The 249-nt window shown below is 37.3% G+C and carries 1 protein-coding gene; it reads left to right on the top strand.

Annotated elements, in window-relative coordinates:
• The coding region (locus tag ACFINO_RS11270) for a sensor histidine kinase (protein ID WP_375655934.1) at positions 1-249 on the top strand (249 nt) is incomplete at both ends.

The following is a 249-nucleotide window of genomic DNA, read 5'->3' as shown; positions in this document are numbered from 1 at the left end:
ATGTTGCAATCTACCTTTGGTCCTCTTGGCTCACAACGCTATCAAGAATATATGCATGACATTTATAATTCAGGGAACCATCTTCTCACTCTTATCAATGACATCCTTGATATGTCCAAAATCGAAGCTGGAAGATTTACCCTTGATCGTAAAAATATCGATCTTGAACCCATTATTAGTGAAGCGGTGCGAACACTTACACCACAAGCTCAAGAAAAAAATATTTCTGTCTCAACAAATATTGCTCCA

This window comes from Bartonella sp. AA83SXKL, assembly GCF_042196965.1.
Lineage (GTDB): Bacteria > Pseudomonadota > Alphaproteobacteria > Rhizobiales > Rhizobiaceae > Bartonella.
Note: the sequence above shows the minus strand (reverse complement) of the source record. Positions and strands in the feature narration are given on the sequence as shown.